This is a genomic window from Pseudomonas sp. zjy_15 (assembly GCF_043101865.1).
GTDB lineage: Bacteria > Pseudomonadota > Gammaproteobacteria > Pseudomonadales > Pseudomonadaceae > Aquipseudomonas > Aquipseudomonas putida_Y.
The window spans coordinates 34,776-51,005 of record NZ_JBICII010000106.1; the positions used below are offsets into that span (position 1 = coordinate 34,776).

Here is a 16,230-nt window from a genome sequence, read left to right on the forward strand (position 1 = left end):
GCTTTTTACAGGAGCGGCCCGATCGAGATCCAAGGCCGTTCCTGCCAACGATCGCAGATGCACTTCAGGTGAGTTCGATCTGCGCGCACAATCCGCCCTGTTCGCGGTTGCTCAATGTCAGCCGCCCCCCCATGGCCTGGATCAGCTGGTGGGCAATGGCCAGTCCCAAGCCGGTGCCACCCGTGCTGCGATTGCGTGAGCCTTCCACCCGGTAGAACGGCTTGAGCACTTCATCCAGCTCGTCACCGGGTATCCCTGGCCCGTTGTCGAGCACGCGGATGATGGTGGTACTGCCCTCGCGGGACACTTGCAGCTCGGCAGCACCTGCAAACTTCAGGGCGTTGTCGACCAGGTTCACCAGTACCCGACGCAGCGCATGCGGGCGGGTTTCCAGCAGGGTACCGCTGTTGCCGTGGCGTTCGACCTGGGCGCCGCTGTCCTGGTAGTCGAATACCAGGCTGTCGAGAAAGGCATCAAGGTTGACCCGGCATGTCGCTTCGGTGCTGCTGTCCATGCTGCGGGCATAAGCCACGCCTTCGCGCACCAAGTGTTCCATTTCATCCAGGTCGTTCCAGAACTTGTCCCTTTCGACCCCCTCATCCATCACTTCGACCCGCAACTTCATGCGAGTGATCGGTGTTTGCAGGTCGTGGGAAATGGCCGCCAGCAACTGCATGCGTTCCTTGAGGTGGGCAGCAATGCGTGCCTGCAGGGCGTTGAAGGCCACGGCAGCGTAGCGCACTTCGCGCGGGCCGCTTTCATCCAGTTGCACGCCGGGCTGGTCCGGGTCGAGGTTGTCCACGGCCTGGGCCAGACGTGTTAGCGGGCCGATGGCCAGGCGTACGGCCAGCCAAGTGCACAGCAACAGCACAGCGAGCTGAATCAGCAGCACCACGGGCAACCAACGGGCTACCGGGACTGGTGTTGGCGTTACGTCGATGGTCAGGGGCGCGCCGTCGGCCAGTTTCAGGTGTGCCTGGAAATGCGCATTGGGCCCAGGGATTTCCAGAAAGGTCAGGCGGTAGTCGCTGCCAATGGCCTTGACGATCGACGCGGCGGCCATCGGTGGGTCACTGCTCGGCATCGCTTCGCCGGCCAGGCCTTGGTCGAGGCGATAGCGATAGGTGCGCCGTTCCAGGCGCGGCAGCCAGGCGGCACGCTCGGCTGCGGGCAGGCGGTCAAGGATGGCAACCGAGGTCGCCACGTCCTGCTCGAGGTTGCTGAGCATCATCGAGCGGCTGCTGATATAGCGCTCATAGGCCTGCAGGCCAAACGACAGACCATAGGCCAACACCAGGCCGGTGAAGAAGATCAGTGCCAGGCGCGAGGCCAGGGTGCGTGGCCATTTCATGAGGGGGACTCGAGCAGTTGCACCGGCAGCGAGAACACGTAGCCCTCGCTGCGCACGGTCTTGATGCAGCTAGGCTCGCGGGCATCGTCACCCAGGCGCTGGCGCAGGCGGCTGACCAGCAAGTCGATGGAGCGGTCGAAGATGTCGGCTTCGCGGCCCTGGGTCAGGTTAAGCAACTGTTCGCGGCTGAGCACCCGCTGCGGGTGGTCGAGGAACACCCGCAGCAGGCGGTATTCGGCGCCGCTCAGGGCCACCAGGGTGCCTTCGCTGTCGAGCAGGTGGCGCGCGGTGGTGTCCAGGCGCCATTGACCGAAACCCAGCAGGCGGCTGCTTTCACTGATGGTCAGGTTGGGTGGCAGCATGCGTGTGCGGCGCAGCACAGCGTTGATGCGGGCGAGCAGTTCGCGGGCCGAGAACGGTTTGGTCAGGTAATCGTCGGCGCCCATTTCCAGGCCGATGATGCGGTCGGTTTCGTCATTGCGGGCGGTCAGCATCAACACCGGCGTGTTGCGGTGCTTGCCGGCGCGCAGCTCGCGGCACAACAGCAGACCGTCGTCGCCGGGCATCATGATGTCGAGCACGATCAGGTCGACGCTGTTGGCTTCGAGAAAGGCGCGCATCTGCCGGCCGTCGGCAACGATGCTGGTGCGCAGGCCGTTCTTCTTCAGGTAATTGCCGACCAGTTCGCGGATCTCGCGGTCGTCGTCGACGATCAGGATGTGATCGACGTGTTCCATGCGCTGGGTTCCTGTGCAAAGGGGGTTGGGCGCAGTGTACCGAGCGCGTTCGCCCTTGCCTGCGGGAGTTTGTATTGCAGTGTATCTGGCACGGGCAGGGATACAGCAGGAAGCACATCACAACGTTGGGCGACACATGCGGGATACCTGACAGGCGTGAAATGGCTCTCGACCGGGGAGTAACACTCCCCACCCCCAAGAGTTACCAGGAGAGATGCCATGAACGTCAAGACTATCGCCAGCGCCAGCCTGTTCGCCGTGCTCAGCTTCGGCGCTATCGCTGCCCAGGCCGCCACTGCCCCGATGCAGGATGGCGGGGTCATGCAGTACCGCTACGGTGAGCCTCTGGATGTGAAGAAAGTGCTGTCGGTGCAGGATGATCAGAGCAACGCCTGCGGCCTGGTGAATACCCGAATGGACTACCTTGACTCCCATGGCCAGCGGCAGAGCGTGCAGTACCGCACCTACGCCACGGGCGGTTGCCATGACAACTGATCGCCGCCGGACGCTCAAGGCTGGCGGTTTTGCGCTGGCGCTGATGGGGCTTGGATTGGCTGGGCACCTGAAGGCCCGCGACAGCTACGGCGCCATGCCGTCGCTGTCCGGCGCCAGCCAGTGGTTGAATTCGGCGCCTCTGGATGCTCCGGGGCTCAAGGGCAAGGTGGTGCTGGTGGACTTCTGGACCTGGGACTGCATCAACTGCCGGCGCAGCCTGCCGCATGTGAATGAGTGGGCGCGGCGCTATGCCGATCAAGGGCTGGTAGTGGTGGGGGTGCATACGCCCGAGTACGACTACGAGCATGATGTGGGCACTTTGCGGGACAAGGTTGCCCGGTTGGGTATCGGGTATCCGGTGGCGGTAGATAACGACTACAAGGTGTGGAATGCCTGGGGCAACCAGTTCTGGCCGGCGCATTACTTTGTCGACCGCAAGGGGCAGGTGCGCCATGTGCACTTTGGCGAGGGGGATTATGGCGGGCAGGAACAGGTGATACAGGCTTTGCTGGATGAAAAAGAGTGATTCTCCTGTACCGGCCTCTTCGCGGGCATGCCCGCACCCACAGGGAGTGCAATCAGTAACGTTTGCGCAGTACCTGTGGGAGCGGGCGTGCCCGCGAAGAAGCCAACACTTTTCTATCAGGTGAAACTGGCAAAGTGCGCCTGCATCCGCGCCGCATCCGCCTGCCGCCCGCTGAACAGCTCGAATGCCTTCACCGCCTGGAACACCGCCATGTTGCTGCCATCCAGCGTGCGGCAGCCCAGTGCCCGGGCTGCGCGCAGCAGTTCGGTCTCCAGCGGGAAGTAGATAATCTCGGCCACCCACAGGCGGGGATGCAGCAACTCCACCGGCAGTGGCGTGCCCGGTAGCTTGGCCATGCCCACTGGCGTGGTGTTGACCAGCCCGTCCGCCTCGGCCAGGGCTGTGGCCAAGTCGGTGCCAAGCACGGCGCGCCCTGCGCCGAAATGGCCGTTCAGGTTATCCACCAGCGCCTGCGCACGGGCTGCGTCCACTTCGAACAGCACCAGCCGCTCTACCCCTTCACCCAGCAGGGCATGGGCCACGGCCGAGCCAGCGCCACCGGCACCCATCTGCACTACCTGGCGCCGTGCTGCACCGGGCAGGCCGCGGCGCAAGCCTTCGGCAAAGCCCAGGCAGTCGGTGTTGTGGCCGACGCGCTTGCCGTCCTTGAGCACCACGGTGTTTACCGCACCGATACCACGGGCCTCGTCGGACAGTTCGTCGAGCAACGGCAGGATAGCCTGCTTGAACGGGTAGGTAATGTTCAGCCCGGTGAAACCGGTATGTTGCGCGGCTTCGAGCAGGCCGGGCAGGGCGCTGTCGTCCAGTTGCAGCTGGTCGGCGTCGATCAGCCGGTACAGATAGCGCAGGGCCTGGGCGTCGCCTTCGTGTTCGTGCAGGGCCGGCGTACGTGACAGTTGGATGCCGCGGCCGATCAGGCCGGCGAGGATGGCTTGCTGGCTCATGCCGCACGCTCCTGCAACAACTCGGCGAAGTGGCTCAGCGCCATGCGGTAGCCGTGGCTGCCCAGCCCGCAGATGACACCGACGGCGATGGACGATACGAACGACAAGTGACGGAACGGCTCGCGTTTGTGCACATTGGACAGGTGCACCTCGATCACCGGCAGTTCGCTGGCCACCAGGGCATCGCGGATGGCCACCGAGGTGTGCGTCCAGGCGCCGGGGTTGATCACGATGCCGGCGCAGCGGCCACGGGCAGCGTGGATCCAGTCGATCAGTTCGCCTTCGTGGTTGGTTTGGCGAAACTCGATTTCCAGGCCGTGGGCGTGGGCAGTGTCGGCACATCCCTGAGCCAGGTCAGCGAGGGTTTCGTGGCCGTACTGGGCAGGCTCGCGGGTGCCCAGCATGTTCAGGTTGGGGCCGTTGAGCACGAGAATAAGGGGCTTCATGACGGGCATCGCTTTGTTGTTGTTGAATGTCCGTAGTTTTGTACTGACTGGTTAGTTTCGTCAATTGGACAAGATCGTCGCACCGGGAAAGTGGGCGATTATCGAACTTCTTGGGCGTTCACCGTCCTGTACCCAGCAGCACAGGGCTGCGCCTGCAAAGGCCCGCAGTGCGTCATTACAAAATTGTAATCTTGCCGCCACCGCCCCGATAACCGGCCCTTTCTACAGTCCCTCGCCTACGCTTCGCCGAGAGGACCTGTTTCGTGCCCATCCCCCGCAAGATCGCCTTGCTCTGGCTGTTGCTGGCCAGTGCCACCGGCGCCCAGGCCAGCCAGGCGCTGAGCCTGCCCCAGGCGCTTACCGCCGCTTTTGCCCAGAACCCGGAGCTGGCTGCAGCCGGCCGTGAAATTGGCATTGCCGATGGCGAACGGCGCCAGGCCGGGCTGATCCCCAACCCGGAGCTGGCCTGGGAGGTCGAGGACACCCGTCGCGACACCAGCACCACCACCGTCACCCTCAGCCAGCCGCTGGAACTGGGCGGGAAACGCGGCGCGCGTCTCGCCGTGGCGGGGGCCGGCCAGGCCATTGCCCAGCTCGACCTGGAGCGCCAGCGCAACGCCCTGCGGGCCGATGTGGTGCAGGCTTTCCACGCTGGCGTGCGTGCGCAGACCGCGCTGGAGCTGGCGCAGCAGTCGCAGGTATTGACTGAACGCGGCCTGCGGGTGGTGCAAGGGCGGGTTACGGCAGGCCAGTCATCACCGGTGGAGGCCACCCGTGCCCAGGTGCAACTGGCCCAGGCCCAGACCGAAGTGCGCCGCGCGAAAACCCAGCGCAGCGTGGCCTACCAGGCCTTGGCCCGGCTGATGGGCAGCCCGCTGGCAAGCTTCGACCGGTTACAGGCGGCCAACCTTTCGCCAGGCATCGCGCCGGGTGCCGACACCTTGCTTGAACAGGTCGAACAGACCGTCGAATGGCGCCTGGCCGCTGCCCAGGTCGAGCGCGGCGATGCGTCCCTGGGTTCGGAGAAAGCCCAGCGTATCCCCAACCTCACCGTCAGCCTTGGCAGCCAGTACAGCCGCGAAGACCGGGAGCGGGTGAACGTGGTTGGCCTGTCCATGCCGTTGCCGCTGTTCGACCGCAACCGGGGCAATGTCCTGGCGGCTGCGCGCCGTGCCGACCAGGCGCGCGACCTGCGCAATGCCGTGGAGCTGCGTCTGCGCAGTGAAACCCGTAGCGCCATCAGCCAGTGGGAGACGGCGATGCAGGACGTTGAAGCCTATGACCGCACCATCCTGCCGGCTGCGCAGCAGGCCGTGGACACCGCCACCCGCGGTTTTGAAATGGGCAAGTTCGCGTTCCTCGATGTACTCGACGCCCAGCGCACGCTGATCGAGGCGCGCGGGCTGTACCTCCAGGCGCTGGCCTCGGCGACCGACGCGCGCGCACACGTGGAGCGGATCTACGGCGATCTCGATGGCCTGAGCAACAAACCCGATAGCAGGAGCAACAATGACTAACTCACGCAAGCTAGCCCTTCTGGCCACCGCCATTGCGGCGCTTGGCCTCGCTGGCCTGGCCTGGACCGGCACCCTCGGCCAGGCGTCCAAGGCTCAAGCCCCCCATGACGACCATGGTCAAGACAGCCACGGCCACGCTGCAGAGCAGGCCGCCGAAGGCCATGCAGAGGAGGGGCATGGCGAAGAAGAAGGCCAGTTGCACCTGTCTATCGCCCAGATCGAAACGGCTGGCGTGCAACTGGCTGCCGCTGGCCCCCGTGAGTTGGGCACCGCCATCAGCTTCCCGGGTGAGATCCGCTTTGACGAGGACCGCACCGCACATGTGGTACCCCGCGTGCCGGGTGTGGTCGAAGCGGTGCAAGCCGAGCTGGGCCAGGCGGTCAGGCGCGGCCAGGTACTGGCGGTGATTGCCAGCCAGCAGATCTCCGACCTGCGCAGCGAACAGCAGGCCGCCCAGCGTCGTCTGGAACTGGCGCGATTGACCTTTCAGCGGGAGCAACAGCTGTGGCAGGAGCGAATCAGCGCCGAGCAGGATTACCTGCAGGCGCGCCAGGCCCTGCAGGAGGCCGAGATCGCTCTGGCCAACGCTCGGCAGAAGGTCGCGGCGGTGGGCCCGGCCGGTGCCGGCAACCGCTATGAACTGCGCGCACCCTTCGATGCGGTCGTCGTGGAAAAGCACCTGACCGTGGGGGAGGTGGTCGACGCGACCAGCAACGCGTTCACCCTGTCCGACCTGAGCCGGGTGTGGGCGACCTTCGCCGTGGCCCCTCGTGACCTGGACAAGGTGGTAACCGGCCGCGATGTCACGGTCAGTGCGCCGGACCTGGGCGCCCAGGTCCAGGGCAAGGTCAATTACGTCGGCAGCCTGCTCGGCGAGCAGAACCGCGCCGCCACTGTGCGCGCCACACTGGCCAACCCCAATGGCGCCTGGCGCCCCGGGCTGTTCGTCAATGTGGCGGTCAGCGTCGACCGCTTCGATGCCGCCGTGGCGGTGCCGGAAAGCGCCCTGCAAACCTGGGAGGCGCAGACCGTGGTGTTCGCCCGCACTGCGGAAGGCTTCGAGGCGCGCCCGGTGAAGACTGGTCGTCGCGATGCTGGCCAGGTGGAAATCACCAGCGGCCTGGCCGCCGGTACTCAGGTTGCGGCCGCCGGCAGCTTTGTCCTCAAGTCGGAACTGGGCAAGGGCTCGGCCGAGCACAGCCACTGATCACGGGGACACCTGCATGTTCGAACGCCTGATTCAATTTGCCATCGAGCAGCGCCTGGTGGTGATGCTGGCCGTGGTCCTGATGGCCGCGGTGGGTATCCACAGCTACCAGAAACTGCCGATCGATGCTGTGCCGGACATCACTAACGTCCAGGTGCAGATCAACACCGCCGCCCCCGGCTATTCGCCGCTGGAGACCGAGCAGCGCATCACCTTTGCCATCGAAACCGCCATGGCTGGCCTGCCAGGGCTCAAGCAGACCCGCTCGCTGTCGCGCTCGGGCCTGTCGCAAGTCACGGTCATTTTCGATGATGGCACCGATATCTTCTTCGCCCGCCAACTGGTCAACGAGCGCCTGCAGGTGGCCCGCGAGCAATTGCCTCAGGGCATCGAGGCGGGCATGGGGCCGATCTCCACCGGGTTGGGGGAAATTTTCCTGTGGACGGTGGAAGCCCAGGAGGGGGCGCTCAAGGAAGACGGCACACCGTACACCCCAACCGACCTGCGAGTGATTCAGGACTGGATCATCAAGCCGCAGCTGCGCAATGTGCCGGGTGTGGCCGAGGTCAACAGCATCGGTGGCCATGCCAAACAATACCTGATTGCACCAGAGCCCAAGCGCCTGGCGGCCTACAAGCTCACCCTCAACGACCTGATTGCAGCGCTGGAGCGCAATAACGCCAACATTGGCGCTGGCTATATCGAGCGCAATGGCGAACAGTTGCTGATTCGCGCACCCGGCCAGGTGGCCTCGGCCGAAGACATCGCCAACATCGTTATTTCCAGCGTCGACGGTACGCCGATCCGCGTCAGCCATGTCGCCCAGGTTGGCCTGGGCCAAGAGCTGCGCTCGGGGGCTGCCACCGAAAACGGTCGGGAAGTTGTGTTGGGCACGGTGTTCATGCTGATTGGCGAGAACAGCCGTACGGTGTCGCAGGCGGTCGCTGCAAAACTGGTCGAGATCAATCGCAACCTGCCCAAGGGCGTGGTTGCAGTCACGGTATACGACCGCACCCACCTGGTGGAGAAAGCCATCGCCACGGTGAAGAAGAACCTGATCGAAGGTGCAATCCTGGTGATTGCCGTGCTGTTCCTGTTCCTCGGCAACATCCGTGCTGCGCTGATCACGGCCATGGTTATCCCGCTGTCGATGCTGTTCACCTTTACCGGCATGTTCAGCAACAAAGTCAGTGCCAACCTGATGAGCCTGGGCGCGCTGGACTTCGGCATCATCGTCGACGGCGCCGTGGTGATCGTGGAAAACGCCATCCGTCGCCTGGCCCATGCCCAGCAGCGCCACGGTCGCATGCTGACCCGCACCGAACGGTTCCATGAGGTGTTTGCCGCCGCCCGCGAAGCACGCCGGCCGCTGATCTATGGGCAGTTGATCATCATGGTGGTGTACCTGCCGATCTTTGCCTTGACCGGGGTCGAGGGCAAGATGTTCCACCCCATGGCCTTCACCGTGGTCATGGCCCTGTTGGGTGCGATGATCCTCTCGGTCACTTTCGTACCGGCGGCCATTGCCCTGTTCGTCACCGGCAAGGTCAAGGAGGAGGAAGGCATGGTGATGCGTACGGCACGTCAGCGCTATGCCCCAGTGCTGGCCTGGGTGCTGGGCCGGCGCAAACTGGCGTTTGCTGCTGCCGCTGCCCTGGTGCTGCTGTCCGGCGTGATGGCCAGCCGCATGGGCAGCGAGTTCATCCCCAGCCTCAGTGAGGGTGACTTCGCCCTGCAGGCCCTGCGTGTGCCGGGCACCAGCCTGTCGCAGTCGGTGGACATGCAGCAGCGCCTGGAGCAGGCGATCATGGCCCAGGTGCCCGAGGTGGAGCGGGTGTTTGCCCGCACCGGTACTGCCGAGATTGCCTCCGACCCGATGCCGCCGAACATTTCCGATGCCTACGTGATGCTGCGCCCACGCGAACAATGGGTTGACCCTGGCAAGCCACGGGATGAACTGATCGCCCAGGTGCAACGCGCCGCTGCCAGTGTGCCGGGCAGCAACTACGAGCTGTCGCAGCCCATTCAGTTGCGCTTCAACGAGCTGATTTCCGGGGTGCGCAGTGATGTGGCGGTGAAGCTGTTCGGTGACGATATGGAGGTGCTCAACCGCACTGCCGCGCAGATCGCCACCAGCCTGCAAGGGGTGCCAGGCGCGTCCGAGGTGAAGGTGGAGCAGACCACGGGCCTGCCGGTACTGACCATCGACATCGACCGTGACAAGGCCGCCCGTCATGGTCTGAATGTGGGTGATGTACAGGATGCCATCGCCATTGCCGTGGGTGGCCGCACCGCCGGTACGCTGTATGAAGGCGACCGCCGTTTCGACATGGTCGTGCGCCTGTCGGAGACCTTGCGTACCGATGTCGACGGGTTGGCCAGCCTGCTGATTCCCGTACCGGCCAGTGCTGCTGAGGGGGCCGGGCAAATCGGTTTCATCCCGCTGTCGCAGGTAGCCACGTTGAACCTGCAACTGGGCCCGAATCAGGTGAGCCGCGAGGATGGCAAGCGCGTGGTGGTGGTCAGTGCCAATGTGCGTGGACGTGACCTGGGCTCGTTTGTGCAAGAGGCCGAGCAGACCCTGATCGGCCAGGTGCAGGTGCCACCGGGGTACTGGACGCGTTGGGGAGGCCAGTTCGAGCAGTTGCAGTCGGCGGCCGAGCGCTTGCAGGTGGTGGTGCCGGTGGCCTTGCTGCTGGTCATGGCGCTGTTGCTGATGATGTTCAACAACCTCAGGGATGGCCTGTTGGTGTTCACCGGCATCCCCTTTGCCCTGACCGGCGGGGTGCTGGCGCTGTGGGCGCGTGATATTCCGCTGTCCATTTCTGCCGGGGTCGGGTTCATTGCATTGTCGGGAGTGGCAGTGCTGAACGGGCTGGTGATGATTGCCTTTATCCGCGGGCTGCGCGAGGAAGGGCGCACGCTGCGGGCGGCGGTCGAGGAGGGTGCGCTGACCCGATTGCGGCCGGTACTGATGACGGCGCTGGTGGCCTCGCTGGGGTTCATTCCGATGGCCTTGGCCACCGGGACCGGTGCGGAGGTGCAACGGCCACTGGCAACGGTGGTGATTGGCGGGATCTTGTCCTCTACAGCGCTGACGTTGCTGGTGTTGCCGGCGTTGTATCAGTGGGCGTATCGGCGGGAAGAGCAGCAGGAAGGCTGAGCATTCGGGGCTGCAAGGCAGCCCCGGAAATCTCAGACGGTCTTTCGGGTTCCGGCCCGCACACCGTCCATGCTCATGTCCTCATGCAAAGAAATCCGCGAAGTTTCCGGCAACGCCAAACCGCCCACCAACGCCACCAGCGCAATCACCACCAGGTAGAACGCCGGTGCCAGGCTGCTGCCGGTTTGGCCGATGAGCCAGGTTGCCACCAGCGGCGCAGTGCCGCCAAATAGCGTGTAGGCCACGTTGTAGGTAATCGCCGAAGCGGTATAGCGGGTACGGGTAGGGAAGCTTTCCGACAGCAATGCTGCGGTAACCACGCCACTGCACAGTGCCCCCACCGCTAGCAGGATCACCCCCAGCAACGCACCCGACATCGAGCCAGAGCTGGCCAGCCAGTACGCCGGGAACACGCTAAGCATCATCCACAGGCAGGTAAAACCTATGGTCTTGCGCCGCCCCACCCGGTCCGAAAATGCACCGGCCAGCGGGCAGCCCACGGCGGCGAACAGCAGGGCCACGGTGGTCACCAGCAGTGACTGCGCACGGGTCAGGTTGCCGACCAGTTGCAGGTAGGTGGCGAAGTAGGTGGTGAACATGTAGAACGACAACGCGGTCAGCGAAATGAACGCCCCCAGGTTGCGAATGACCCGGCCATGGTGGCGCAGGGTTTCCTTCAGCGGTGAGTGCTCGTGCTCCTTGCCCTGGGCGACGGCTTCGCGGAACGCCGGGGTTTCCTCCATGCGCCAGCGCAGGTACAGGCCGACCAGGCCCAGCGGTGCGGCAATCAGGAACGGAATGCGCCAGCCCCAGGCATTCATCGCCTCGGTCGACAGGCTGGCCTCCAGGCCATAAGCGATCACCGCTGCGCAGGCAAAGGCGGAAAAGGTCGACACAGGTACGAAGCTGCCATAAAAGGCGCGCTTGTCGTCAGGCGCGTGCTCCATCAGGTAGGCGCAGGCCCCGGCATATTCGCCACCGGCAGAAAACCCCTGCAGGCAGCGGGCCAGGGTCAGCAGCGCCGGGGCTGCCAGGCCGATGCTGGCGTAGGTCGGCAGCAGGCCGATCAACGTGGTGGAGCCGGCCATCAGCAGGATGGTCAGCGACAGGATGCGCTTGCGACCCAGTCGGTCGCCCAAGGCACCGAAGACGATGCCGCCCAAGGGGCGCAGGGCGAAGGCCACGGCGAACACCGCGAAGGTTTTGAGCAAGGCCACGCTGGCGTCTTCGCTGGCAAAGAACTGGCTGGCGATCAGCGTGGCGAGAAAGCCGTACACGGCGAAGTCGAACCATTCGACGAAGTTGCCGATGGCCGAGGCGGCAATCACCCTGCGCAGGGTGGCGGGGGATACCTCATGATGTGCGGACATGCGGGAGCTCTCCGGTTTCCTTTGGCAGCCATGATGAAAGTGGCGCGGTAGGGCCGCGCCATCGTTATTGTGCTTGCCAGTAGATAGCCGGGCGCTGCAAGGCGCTTTGTCGAGGGCGACCTCGGTATACCTGATTCGACCGGTGCAGCAGGTTACAGCCGGAGTGCCCCAAAGGCCTGTCAGGCCGCACGCTCAAGCACATCCAGCAAATCGCCAAATTCCAGGGCCAGTTTATGCCGTGGCGCCAAATGCACCAATGGCACCGAGGCATGGTGCGATTCACGCATCTTGATCGAACTGCTCAGGTACACCGGCAGCACCGGCAGGCCTTCGTTGCGCAGTTGATCGACCAGGGTCTGGTGCAGTGCGGTGCGGCCGGCGAACTGATTGACCACCACACCTTCCACCTGCAGCGCGGGGTTGTGGTCCTGGCGCAGTTCTTCGACCTCGGCCATGACATTGTGCAGGGCCTGGCGCGAGAAACTGTCGCAGTCGAACGGGATCAACAGACGCTCGGCCGCCACCAGCGCGCTGAAGGTGTAAAAGTTGAGTGCGGGCGGGGTGTCGATGTAGATCCGCTCGTAGTCCTCGCCAAGCGCCACCAGCAACTTGCGCAGCTTGTTGATCTTGAACTTGCTCTCCAGCTTGCTTTGCAGGTCGCTGAGGTCAGGGCTGGCGGTGACCAGGTGCAGGTTGCTGTAGCGGGTTTCGGTGATTGCCACGCGGTGCTTCTTGCCGGCGGCAGTAACCGGCGACAAGGTCTGGCGGAAGAAGTCGGCGATGCCGGCAGGAATGGTGTCGTTGGCCAGCCCGGTCAGGTAGAAGGTGGCATTGGCCTGTGGGTCGAGGTCGACCAGCAAGGTCCGGTAGCCCTCGGCGGCACTGGCTGCGGCGAGGTTGCAGGCAATGCTGGATTTGCCGACGCCACCTTTCTGATTGAAAACCACACGACGCATGAGACGCTCATCCATGAAGTGAAAATGTCAGGTCGAGGTCAATCCTATGACTGAAACGCTGCAGTTTTATGACAGGAATTGTTACAAGCCACCGATTCATCGTTGCCTGTATCGGCATTTTCACGGGCAAGCCCGCCGCCATGGTTACAACACAAGGCGTTCAGGCAAAAGCGACCCGGTTGCGCCCCTCTTGCTTGGCCTGGTAAAGCGCCCGGTCAGCCTCGCCCAATGCGTTCATGGGCTCGCCGTGCGTCTCGCCATCCCAGTGCGTCACCCCCAGCGAAATTGTCACTGCCCCCACCGGTTCCACCGGCATATCCTGTACGGTCACACGCAACCGTTCAGCCACCGCGGCCGCCACGTTCAGGGGGGCCCCAGGCAGCAATATCAGGAACTCCTCGCCGCCGGTCCGACACAACAGGTCGCCCTCGCGGCAACAACGGCGCATGAGCTCCGCCAGGTGGCGCAGCACCTGGTCGCCCACTTCGTGTCCATGGCTGTCATTTACCCGTTTGAAATGGTCGATATCCAGCGCAATGACTGCAAACTCCCGGTTTTCAGCTTCCAGTAACGACAGGCTGAATTCCAGGCTGCGGCGGTTGCCCAGGCCGGTCAGCGGGTCGGTCTGGGCGTCCCGATTGAGCCGGCCGATGCGCTCTTGCAGCAAGTTCAGGCCGAACAGTAACGCGCGTTTGAGCTCTGCCGCCTCAAAGTACCAGGCCCGCACATGATGCAAATGTTCGGCGGTACCGGCGCGGTCCATCGTGCGGGCACTTGCGGCCAGTTTCCACAGCGGCCGGGCGATGGTGCGGGCCAGCCACCACAGCAGCAGGCTGCCAACCAGCGCCAAGGGCGCCGAACTGGCGACCACGTTCAGCACCAGATGGTTCAGCGGCGTCACCGTCTGCGCCAATGGCTGCTGCGCTACCACGCCCCAGCCGGCGCTGGGCACAGTGGCGAAGCCGGCGAGCATTTCCACGCCCAGGCTATTGGTCAGCTGCCGGGTACCGCTGTCCAGTGTCCCCAGCTGGTCGACCAGCGCATTGCCCTCCACCACCGTGCCTACCCGTTCGCTATTGGGGTGGTACAGCAGGCGTCGTTTGCGGTCGACCACATACAGGTACGAACCGTTCTTGTAGAAATGCTCACCCAGCAGGCTGTTGAGGATGTTGTGTTCACGCAGGTACAGGCTGCCACCCACATACCCCAGGTAGCGGCCGTTGTCGTCGAAAATGGGTTGCGACAGCACCACCATCAGGTTGTCGGCCGCCGACAGATAGGGTGTGGAAACCAGTGGACGGCGTTCGTGCAGGGCTTCCTGAGCACCGGGCGACTGCACGTGGGTGCCGAGCAGGTGGCGTAGCGGGGCGGGGGATACCGCCAGCAGTACACCGTTGGCATCGATCACGAAGGTGGAGTTGAAGGCCATGCTCTGGCCCAGTACGCGGTCGGTTTCCACCTGCAGCGCTGCGGTGTCGCTCAACTGCCGGCTTTGTACGCCGGCGCTGAACATCAGTTGCTGCAAGGCGTTGCCAATGAAGGTGTCGGTAATGCTGGCCAGCTTTCTCGCATACACCCGATTGGCTTCCAGGGCATTGTCTATCAGTAGCTGGCGCTGCACCCGATAGCTGGCGAAATAGCTGGCGCACAGCATGACCACTGCGGTCAGGGCGCAGAGCACCAGAATGAGTGTACGTAGATCCAGGCGCAATCCGTGCTTGGTGTGTGGCAATCCTGACCTCTGTGATCGTAAAGGGCTGCTGAACGGAAGTTACCTTGGCGGGCAGCGCTCAAGAGCCTGCCTTGTCCAGCGCATCAAGCTCATCTTCCACCTGTTGCATGCGCTGCTCGACCAAGGCCTGCACGTTCACATCGCGGGCGGTTTCGCGCATCAGGGCGGTGAGTTTTTCGCTCAAGCGTTTGCCGGCTTCGGTGTCTTCCAGGGCGCGCGCTTTGGCGGGGTCCTGGGTGGCGGCGACGATGGTTGCGAACTCGGCGTCGCTGAAGTTCTTTTCGCTGTACAGGCGGAACAGGTCCCGGCGTTGGTCCTCGACGGTGAGGTGCTTGCGCAGTACGTCCTGGATGGTCGCTTGCGACAACTGCGGGTGAGTGCGGCCCAGCAGCGCGGACATGCGCTCGATGTTGTGCGTGTAGGCGTCCTGCAGCGGCAGCTGGGCAAGGATCTGTTCTTCACGGGAGGGCTTCTGGTCGCAGGCGGCGAGTGCAGCAGCCAGCAACAGGGGTAACAGCAACTTCGGGAGGCGAGGCATGGTATGGCCTGGTCGGGCAGTGAAGGCTGCCGATTATACCGATGTCCGCCTTGCCGCGACGAGCCCTGTGATTTGCCTTGAGCGGCACGCTGCGGTAGAACCGTACGCTCCCAACCACACTGGCAACCGCCCAATGCCGAACTGGACCTTGCAACCCGTGGCGCGTGACGCCATTGCCGAAGTGCTGGCGTTTGTCGACAGTGCCCGCCGAGCGCTTTTTCCGATGCTCGCCAATGCACCCTTGCCGCGTGACCTGGCGCAGTTCGCTGACACTTACCTGGACGGCGCGGGCTGTTTTCTGGAAGCCCGTGAGGGTGGGCGGCTGGTCGCGGTGATAGGTTACTTGCCCTATGACCATCGCTTTGCCCAGCTTGATTACCGCGCTGAGCGGGTAGTCGAGGTGGTGCGGCTGTTCGTGTTGCCGGCCTACCGCAGGCATGGGCTGGCGGCTGCCTTGTTTGGCGCCTTGCGCGAACGGGCGATGCAAGCCGGCTTCGACTGCCTTTACTTGCATACTCATCCGTTTCTGCCGGGTGCCATCGCGTTCTGGGAGCGGCAAGGGTTTACGTTGGTGGATGTGGAGCAAGACCCGGTGTGGCAGACCACGCACATGCAGTTGCGATTACGCTGACCGCTGGGAACGTGCCTGTTGGCGATGAAGATCACGCCGCGCGTCACTGGGTCGAACACGTTGCGGTTGAGAAGGTTCCAGTTGCCATCCTCGGTAAAGCCATTGCTTTGCAACTGGGCGACGCCGGCCAGGGCGTGAGCGACCCGAATAGCTGGCTCATTGCCCAGCTTCGAGCTTTTGCAACTGTGCGGCAAAGCGGGCTTTGGCCCGCGCCGGCAAGCTGGCCGGCAATTCGGCGGCAGGCGCGTCACCGACCTGGATCACCATGACCATGCCCATGGCCACGTGCGGAATGCATTGGATACCGTACACGCCCGGCACGCTGAAGGTGTGCTCGAACGGCTGGTTCAGCCTGCTCTTGAACGGCTCGGCCCCGGTGGGTAGCAGGCCCGCCACGCTGGCGGCATTATGCCCGTTCTGGGTCGGCAGGAAGCGAACGCTGTCGCCGGGTGCAATGCGCAAGTGGTCGGGCTCGTAGACCATGGCACCGTCGCTGCCACGGTTGAGCATTTTCACTTCATGCACTTCGGCCAGTGCGGTCGGGGCATGCAGGGTGCTGGCGAGCAGCAGGGCGACAGGGCGCAACAGCATGGGCA

15 protein-coding genes are annotated in these 16,230 nt (G+C 64.0%); 6 read left to right on the top strand and 9 right to left on the bottom strand.

Translation table 11 applies throughout. From position 1 onward, the window contains the following. Positions 1-64: 64 nt before the first annotated feature. Both ACF8EF_RS20335 and ACF8EF_RS20340 read right to left on the bottom strand, forming a co-directional pair. The gene (locus tag ACF8EF_RS20335; protein WP_392461797.1) at positions 65-1,351 is read right to left on the bottom strand and encodes an ATP-binding protein; all 1,287 of its coding nucleotides are present in this window, start codon (positions 1,349-1,351) and stop codon (positions 65-67) included. Further along, positions 1,348-2,088 carry a response regulator gene (locus ACF8EF_RS20340; RefSeq protein ID WP_003250463.1) on the bottom strand — a complete coding sequence of 247 codons (741 nt, stop codon included), beginning with the start codon at positions 2,086-2,088 and terminating at the stop codon, positions 1,348-1,350. The genes ACF8EF_RS20335 and ACF8EF_RS20340 overlap by 4 nt, the downstream gene beginning before the upstream one ends. A 219-nt stretch (positions 2,089-2,307) precedes the next feature. Here ACF8EF_RS20340 and ACF8EF_RS20345 point away from each other — a divergent pair, with 219 nt between their 5' ends. Both ACF8EF_RS20345 and ACF8EF_RS20350 read left to right on the top strand, forming a co-directional pair. Further along, positions 2,308-2,583, top strand: a complete 276-nt coding sequence (locus ACF8EF_RS20345; protein WP_004573749.1) for a DUF2790 domain-containing protein — start codon at positions 2,308-2,310, stop codon at positions 2,581-2,583. Beyond that, on the top strand, positions 2,573-3,109 hold the full coding sequence (locus ACF8EF_RS20350; RefSeq protein WP_392461800.1) for a thioredoxin family protein: 537 nt from the start codon (positions 2,573-2,575) through the stop codon (positions 3,107-3,109). The genes ACF8EF_RS20345 and ACF8EF_RS20350 overlap by 11 nt, the downstream gene beginning before the upstream one ends. Positions 3,110-3,225: 116 nt before the next feature. Here ACF8EF_RS20350 and ACF8EF_RS20355 read toward each other — a convergent pair whose 3' ends face one another. Further along, positions 3,226-4,074: a shikimate dehydrogenase gene (locus tag ACF8EF_RS20355; protein ID WP_176683880.1), complete on the bottom strand. Its 849-nt coding sequence runs from the start codon at positions 4,072-4,074 to the stop codon at positions 3,226-3,228. Then, positions 4,071-4,520, bottom strand: a complete 450-nt coding sequence (gene aroQ / locus ACF8EF_RS20360; RefSeq protein WP_003250469.1) for a type II 3-dehydroquinate dehydratase — start codon at positions 4,518-4,520, stop codon at positions 4,071-4,073. Before aroQ ends, ACF8EF_RS20355 begins: the two co-directional genes overlap by 4 nt. Positions 4,521-4,783: 263 nt before the next feature. Between aroQ and ACF8EF_RS20365 the strand changes: the two genes are divergently transcribed. Genes ACF8EF_RS20365 through ACF8EF_RS20375 form a run of 3 tightly spaced genes read left to right on the top strand, consistent with a single transcriptional unit; the run spans position 4,784 to position 10,407 of the window. Next, positions 4,784-6,037 carry a TolC family protein gene (locus tag ACF8EF_RS20365; RefSeq protein WP_392461802.1) on the top strand — a complete coding sequence of 418 codons (1,254 nt, stop codon included), beginning with the start codon at positions 4,784-4,786 and terminating at the stop codon, positions 6,035-6,037. Beyond that, positions 6,030-7,244 carry an efflux RND transporter periplasmic adaptor subunit gene (locus ACF8EF_RS20370; protein WP_392461804.1) on the top strand — a complete coding sequence of 405 codons (1,215 nt, stop codon included), beginning with the start codon at positions 6,030-6,032 and terminating at the stop codon, positions 7,242-7,244. Before ACF8EF_RS20365 ends, ACF8EF_RS20370 begins: the two co-directional genes overlap by 8 nt. Before the next feature lie 16 nt (positions 7,245-7,260). Then, positions 7,261-10,407 carry an efflux RND transporter permease subunit gene (locus tag ACF8EF_RS20375; RefSeq protein ID WP_392461806.1) on the top strand — a complete coding sequence of 1,049 codons (3,147 nt, stop codon included), beginning with the start codon at positions 7,261-7,263 and terminating at the stop codon, positions 10,405-10,407. Positions 10,408-10,439: 32 nt separating this feature from the next. On the opposite strand, the gene ACF8EF_RS20380 is transcribed toward ACF8EF_RS20375, so the two are convergent. The 4 genes from ACF8EF_RS20380 to ACF8EF_RS20395 form a co-directional block, all read right to left on the bottom strand. Then, a complete protein-coding gene (locus ACF8EF_RS20380) occupies positions 10,440-11,777 on the bottom strand; it encodes an MFS transporter (RefSeq protein WP_176683876.1) in 1,338 nt (445 codons plus the stop codon). Positions 11,778-11,956: 179 nt separating this feature from the next. Continuing rightward, entirely contained in the window at positions 11,957-12,733 is a 777-nt protein-coding gene (locus tag ACF8EF_RS20385; RefSeq protein ID WP_392461808.1) for a ParA family protein, read from the bottom strand. A 160-nt stretch (positions 12,734-12,893) separates the two neighbouring features. Further along, complete coding sequence (locus ACF8EF_RS20390; protein WP_176683874.1) at positions 12,894-14,465, bottom strand: sensor domain-containing diguanylate cyclase; 1,572 nt, start codon at positions 14,463-14,465, stop codon at positions 12,894-12,896. 58 nt (positions 14,466-14,523) lie between these two features. After that, a complete protein-coding gene (locus ACF8EF_RS20395; protein ID WP_176683873.1) occupies positions 14,524-15,003 on the bottom strand; it encodes a hypothetical protein in 480 nt (159 codons plus the stop codon). 133 nt (positions 15,004-15,136) lie between these two features. On the opposite strand from ACF8EF_RS20395, the gene ACF8EF_RS20400 reads away from it, so the two are divergent. Then, positions 15,137-15,634, top strand: coding sequence for a GNAT family N-acetyltransferase (locus tag ACF8EF_RS20400; protein ID WP_176683872.1), 498 nt, complete (start codon positions 15,137-15,139; stop codon positions 15,632-15,634). 156 nt (positions 15,635-15,790) lie between these two features. Here the strand turns inward: ACF8EF_RS20400 and ACF8EF_RS20405 are convergent, their stop codons facing one another. Then, positions 15,791-16,225, bottom strand: a complete 435-nt coding sequence (locus ACF8EF_RS20405; protein ID WP_176683871.1) for a pseudoazurin — start codon at positions 16,223-16,225, stop codon at positions 15,791-15,793. Between the last annotated feature and the right edge of the window lie 5 nt (positions 16,226-16,230).

Coding starts and splice junctions, on each gene's coding strand:
- ACF8EF_RS20400 (WP_176683872.1), top strand. CDS start 15,137: ATGCCGAACTGGACCTTGCAACCCGTGGCGCGTGACGCCATTGCCGAA.
- ACF8EF_RS20350 (WP_392461800.1), top strand. CDS start 2,573: ATGACAACTGATCGCCGCCGGACGCTCAAGGCTGGCGGTTTTGCGCTG.
- ACF8EF_RS20385 (WP_392461808.1), bottom strand. CDS start 12,733: ATGCGTCGTGTGGTTTTCAATCAGAAAGGTGGCGTCGGCAAATCCAGC.
- ACF8EF_RS20380 (WP_176683876.1), bottom strand. CDS start 11,777: ATGTCCGCACATCATGAGGTATCCCCCGCCACCCTGCGCAGGGTGATT.
- ACF8EF_RS20340 (WP_003250463.1), bottom strand. CDS start 2,088: ATGGAACACGTCGATCACATCCTGATCGTCGACGACGACCGCGAGATC.
- ACF8EF_RS20355 (WP_176683880.1), bottom strand. CDS start 4,074: ATGAGCCAGCAAGCCATCCTCGCCGGCCTGATCGGCCGCGGCATCCAA.
- aroQ (WP_003250469.1), bottom strand. CDS start 4,520: ATGAAGCCCCTTATTCTCGTGCTCAACGGCCCCAACCTGAACATGCTG.
- ACF8EF_RS20345 (WP_004573749.1), top strand. CDS start 2,308: ATGAACGTCAAGACTATCGCCAGCGCCAGCCTGTTCGCCGTGCTCAGC.
- ACF8EF_RS20405 (WP_176683871.1), bottom strand. CDS start 16,225: ATGCTGTTGCGCCCTGTCGCCCTGCTGCTCGCCAGCACCCTGCATGCC.
- ACF8EF_RS20335 (WP_392461797.1), bottom strand. CDS start 1,351: ATGAAATGGCCACGCACCCTGGCCTCGCGCCTGGCACTGATCTTCTTC.
- ACF8EF_RS20375 (WP_392461806.1), top strand. CDS start 7,261: ATGTTCGAACGCCTGATTCAATTTGCCATCGAGCAGCGCCTGGTGGTG.
- ACF8EF_RS20395 (WP_176683873.1), bottom strand. CDS start 15,003: ATGCCTCGCCTCCCGAAGTTGCTGTTACCCCTGTTGCTGGCTGCTGCA.
- ACF8EF_RS20370 (WP_392461804.1), top strand. CDS start 6,030: ATGACTAACTCACGCAAGCTAGCCCTTCTGGCCACCGCCATTGCGGCG.